This window comes from Pantoea sp. MHSD4 (assembly GCF_021043305.1).
GTDB classification, from domain to species: Bacteria; Pseudomonadota; Gammaproteobacteria; order Enterobacterales; family Enterobacteriaceae; genus Pantoea; species Pantoea eucalypti.
Genome location: NZ_JAJNDH010000018.1, coordinates 1 through 4,949 on the forward strand (window position 1 = coordinate 1; position 4,949 = coordinate 4,949).

At 49.7% G+C, this 4,949-nt stretch carries 4 protein-coding genes and 4 tRNA genes; 7 read left to right on the plus strand and 1 reads right to left on the minus strand.

Features of this window, described 5'->3' with window-relative positions:
• Positions 1 to 122: 122 nt before the first annotated feature.
• Entirely contained in the window at positions 123 to 1,160 is a 1,038-nt protein-coding gene (gene murB / locus LQK91_RS21690) for a UDP-N-acetylmuramate dehydrogenase (RefSeq protein ID WP_105100184.1), read from the plus strand.
• Complete coding sequence (gene birA / locus LQK91_RS21695) at positions 1,157 to 2,116, plus strand: bifunctional biotin--[acetyl-CoA-carboxylase] ligase/biotin operon repressor BirA (protein WP_008927172.1); 960 nt, start codon at positions 1,157 to 1,159, stop codon at positions 2,114 to 2,116. Before murB ends, birA begins: the two co-directional genes overlap by 4 nt.
• Positions 2,117 to 2,158: 42 nt before the next feature.
• Here the strand turns inward: birA and coaA are convergent, their stop codons facing one another.
• Positions 2,159 to 3,106, minus strand: a complete 948-nt coding sequence (gene coaA, locus LQK91_RS21700; RefSeq protein ID WP_033743664.1) for a type I pantothenate kinase — start codon at positions 3,104 to 3,106, stop codon at positions 2,159 to 2,161.
• 778 nt (positions 3,107 to 3,884) lie between these two features.
• Between coaA and LQK91_RS21705 the strand changes: the two genes are divergently transcribed.
• The 5 genes from LQK91_RS21705 to LQK91_RS21725 form a co-directional block, all read left to right on the plus strand.
• Positions 3,885 to 3,960 (plus strand) — tRNA-Thr (locus LQK91_RS21705).
• A 7-nt stretch (positions 3,961 to 3,967) separates the two neighbouring features.
• Positions 3,968 to 4,052 (plus strand) — tRNA-Tyr (locus tag LQK91_RS21710).
• Positions 4,053 to 4,242: 190 nt separating this feature from the next.
• Positions 4,243 to 4,317 (plus strand) — tRNA-Gly (locus LQK91_RS21715).
• Positions 4,318 to 4,322: 5 nt separating this feature from the next.
• Positions 4,323 to 4,398: transfer RNA gene (locus LQK91_RS21720), tRNA-Thr, on the plus strand.
• A 108-nt stretch (positions 4,399 to 4,506) separates the two neighbouring features.
• Positions 4,507 to 4,949: GTP-binding protein (locus LQK91_RS21725; protein WP_146257638.1), on the plus strand; the 443-nt coding region annotated here is incomplete at its 3' end.

Genomic DNA, 4,949 nt, shown 5'->3' on the forward strand with positions numbered 1-4,949 from the left:
AAGTGCGGGGCTTTTTTACGTCTGCAGATCGTGAAAAACCTCATCATAATCCCCGAAAACAGCCTGAGAACCCCTCCCTGATACGGTAAACTACGCCCAGATAACTCAGTAAAGGTCGTCAAATGTCCAGCCAGCATCCTTCCTTAAAAGCCGACAATACGCTTGGGCTTGAAGTACATACACAGAAACGCATCGTTGCTGAGACGCCAGCTGCCATTCTGGCTGCATGGCAGGCCAGCCAGCGTGATCAAACCCCTTTCATGGTGCTTGGTGAAGGCAGCAATGTCCTCTTTCTGGATGATTTCGCTGGTACTGTGGTACTTAACCGCATTAAAGGCATCAACATTCAGGATGAGTATGAGTACTGGAAGTTGCATGTCGGAGCAGGTGAGAACTGGCATCAGCTGGTTAAGAGCACACTGGAAAAAGGGATCACTGGCCTGGAGAATCTGGCATTAATCCCTGGAATGACGGGTTCTGCACCGATTCAGAACATTGGTGCCTATGGTGTGGAATTAAAAGATGTCTGCGAATATGTGGATGTGCTTAACCTGGACAGTGGTGAGACAGAGCGTCTCGATCGTGAAGCCTGTGAATTTGGCTATCGTGACAGCATTTTCAAGCATCGCTATCAGAGAGGTTATGTCATCGTCGCGGTCGGGATAATCCTGCCTAAACAATGGCAGCCCGTATTGACCTACGGTGATCTGAAGACTCTGAATCCGGTAACGGCTAGCGCCTGGGATGTTTATCACGCGGTGTGCCAGATGCGGCAGAGCAAATTACCGGATCCAAAAGTGACCGGGAATGTAGGCAGCTTCTTCAAAAATCCGGTCGTTACCGAGGCGCAGTGCAGCGCCTTGCTGGCGCATTTTCCAGCTATGCCACACTATCTGATGCCGAATGGTGAAACCAAGCTGGCAGCCGGATGGCTTATCGATCAGTGTCAGTTGAAAGGTTATCGTATCGGCGGTGCCGCCGTTCATCAGCAACAGGCTCTGGTGCTGATTAATGCTGATAATGCCACACCTGACGATATCGTTGCGCTGGCAAAAACCGTGCGTGCGAAGGTGGGTGAAAAGTTTGATGTCTGGCTGGAGCCTGAGGTGCGGTTTATTCAGTCACAGGGCGAGTGCAATGCTGTCGGGGTAATCGCATGAAAGACAACAGTATCCCGCTAAAGCTGGTCGATATTTTATCTGACGGTGAGTTTCATTCTGGCGAACAGCTGGGTGAAACACTGGGCATGAGTCGCGCAGCCATTAACAAGCATATCCAGACCTTAAAAAGCTGGGGACTTGACGTTTATACCGTGACAGGGAAGGGCTACAGTCTCTCTGCCCCGATGCAGCTGTTGGATGAGCAGGCAATTGTCGCTCAGGTTAAGCAGGGCAATATCTCTGTTATCCCGGTGATTGACTCCACAAATCAGTATCTGCTGGAGCGCATGCATGAGATGGAGTCGGGTGCTGCCTGTATCGCTGAGTATCAGCAGGCTGGTCGTGGCCGTCGTGGGCGTCAATGGTTCTCTCCCTTTGGCGCTAATCTCTACATGTCTATGTACTGGCGTCTGGAGCAGGGACCCGCTGCGGCGATGGGTCTTAGTCTGGTGATTGGTATTATCATTGCTGAGACATTACGTTCATTAGGGGCTGATGATGTTCGCGTCAAATGGCCCAATGATATTTACCTTAACGATCGCAAACTGGCAGGTATTCTGGTCGAACTGACCGGTAAAACGGGTGATGCCGCGCATATCGTCATGGGGGCCGGGATTAACCTTGCTATGCGTACAGCCGATGCATCGCAGATTAATCAGGGCTGGATTAACCTGCAGGAAGCCGGTGTATCCGTTAACCGCAATGAGCTGGCCGCCCATCTGATAAATAATCTGCGCGAAGCCCTGCCGTTGTTTGAGCAGGAAGGGTTAACGCCCTTTGTTACACGCTGGATGGTGCTGGATAACTTTATTCACCGGCCTGTTAAATTGCTCATTGGTGAACGTGAAGTGCATGGTATTGCGCGGGGCATTGACAGTCAGGGTGGCCTGTTACTTGAGCAGGATGGCGAAATAAAAGCCTGGGTGGGCGGAGAAATATCTCTACGTCCTCTCTGATCAAAAAAGCCTGCACTAATGCAGGCTTTTTTACTGGAGCGGTTATTTACGCAGGCGAACCCTGTCGACCGCATGATTGCCACTTTTAGTCATGATCAGGCTGGCCCGTTCGCGTGTTGGCAGGATATTTTCCCGCAGGTTTAGCCAGTTAATCTCTTTCCATAAATTGCCCGCTATCTCCACTGCTTCCGCTTCTGAGAGCTGGGCATAATGGTGGAAGTAAGAGTCCGGGTCGGTAAATGCACCCTGGCGGAATTTGAGGAATCGATTGATATACCAGCTTTGCAGCAGCTCTTCCTCAGCGTCGACATAGATAGAAAAATCAACGAAGTCTGAAACAAAGACATGATGTGGGTCATGGGGATAGTCCATGCCACTCTGCAATACATTCAGACCTTCCAGAATAAGGATATCAGGCTGCTGAACCACTTTATCGCCATCAGGGATGACATCATAAATCAGATGCGAATAGACCGGTGCTGTGACCTGACTGGCGCCTGATTTCAAATCGGAGACGAAATTGACCAGCCGGTGCATATCATAAGATTGCGGAAACCCTTTTTTCTTCATTAATCCGCGCTCTTTCAGCACGGCATTGGGATGAAGAAAGCCATCCGTCGTGATCAATTCTACTTTACGATGTTCAGGCCAGCGGCTGAGCAACGCCTGTAATACACGCGCAGTTGTGCTTTTACCGACGGCTACGCTGCCCGCAATACTGATGATATAGGGGATTTTCTGGCCATTGGTACCCAGAAATTGCTCCAGTACAGCCTGCCGACGAACATTAGAGCTGATATAGAAATTAAGCAGGCGCGAAAGTGGCAGATAAATTTCTGCTACCTCCTCCAGCGAGAGATCCTCGTTGATGCCCTCCAGCTGCGCGATCTCTTCCTCTGACAGTGTCATAGGAACGGAATCACGTAATGCAGCCCACTGCTCACGAGTGAACTCTAAATAAGGCGTTGTCAGGGGGGTCGTTTTATCCATAAGCATGCATCTGACCGCAAATTCATTGCTATCAACCGCGTGTCATCCGATAAGCAGGAGAGCACAGGTGAAATAAATCACGAATCGCTGGTTTATCAGTGAGAACAATGGGCTGGAGGGTATCACCAGTATGGCTTTTAACAGAAGTAAAAAGATAAACGTGATCACGCTTTCGTCGGCATACCCACAAAACATCATAATAACGCTAATTCTGACAGCTGTATCACTACGTATAGTGCTACACGGGCCATCAAAGCTTATGTGCGGCTTTTATCTGCCTTAAATAATATTCACACGCCTTTATGACCCAATAGAGCTGTAACGGCGTACAGAGAGGCTAAAAGCACATACATTCAATATGCAGCGTATATTTCCCGACTGAAGAATAAAGAGCTGCGAGACACTGGAACCGTTTTTTACCGTTATCGTCGTACCAGCGAGAGAGATATGCAGGACAAAAACGTCTCCCTGTTCTGCAGATATCTTAAGTGCACGAAAAATAACGCCGATAAGGGTTAAAAAAGCATCACTCAGAACAGGCTGCGCAAAATAAAAAGGCGATGGGCGGAATACTTTACCTTAAAAAGAGCATGCCAGAGCAGCAGGGGACGATAGCGAGGCAGGGTGGGCGGTGTAAAAACAGGACCAGATCGCACAAATATTCTGCACAAAAACGCCAGAATGCGATGATTTGCACAAATAGTAAGCGATAGAACAAAATTAGTGATTTTTTAGTTGCATCGAAGGCCCGACCTTCCTAGAATGCGCTCCACTTGATGCCGGCTTAGCTCAGTTGGTAGAGCAACTGACTTGTAATCAGTAGGTCACCAGTTCGATTCCGGTAGCCGGCACCATCAAGTAGGTGGGATTCCCGAGCGGCCAAAGGGAGCAGACTGTAAATCTGCCGTCACAGACTTCGAAGGTTCGAATCCTTCTCCCACCACCATCTCAGCCTCACGGTTGAGTACAGGTAAACAACCTGTTTATCTGTCAGGTGAGTCACTTATCACCCTGAATTCAGACTGAGCGTTAGCGAAGTCAACGTCGGTCAGCTTCGCTGGCAGACAGTAGATAGCAGAGAAACATTCACTGTTATCTGCAAGCTACAGAAAGAACAGGTAGCCGAGTTCCAGGATGCGGGCATCGTATAATGGCTATTACCTCAGCCTTCCAAGCTGATGATGCGGGTTCGATTCCCGCTGCCCGCTCCAGATGTGCTGATATGGCTCAGTTGGTAGAGCGCACCCTTGGTAAGGGTGAGGTCCCCAGTTCGACTCTGGGTATCAGCACCACTTCCTTTAATCTCCCTCCTGATTTTCTCTGTAACTTCCTTGCAGTCAGGCAATGCCTGGTTAATGTGATGATATCATTGATATATCCGTGTCTTAGAGGGACTAGCGATGGCTAAAGAGCAATTTCAACGTAACAAACTGCACGTAAACGTGGGCACCATCGGTCACGTTGACCACGGTAAAACCACCCTGACTGCAGCTATCACTACCGTACTGGCTAAAACCAACGGCGGCCAGGCACGTGCATTCGATCAGATCGACAGCACACCTGAAGAAAAAGCCCGCGGTATCACCATCAACACCGCTCACGTTGAGTATGAGACTGCTGCACGTCACTACGCTCACGTTGACTGCCCAGGCCACGCCGACTATGTGAAAAACATGATCACCGGTGCTGCGCAGATGGACGGCGCGATCCTGGTTGTTGCTGCGACTGATGGCCCAATGCCACAGACCCGTGAGCACATCCTGCTGGGTCGTCAGGTTGGCGTTCCTTACATCATCGTGTTCCTGAACAAGTGTGACATGGTTGATGATGAAGAGCTGCTGGA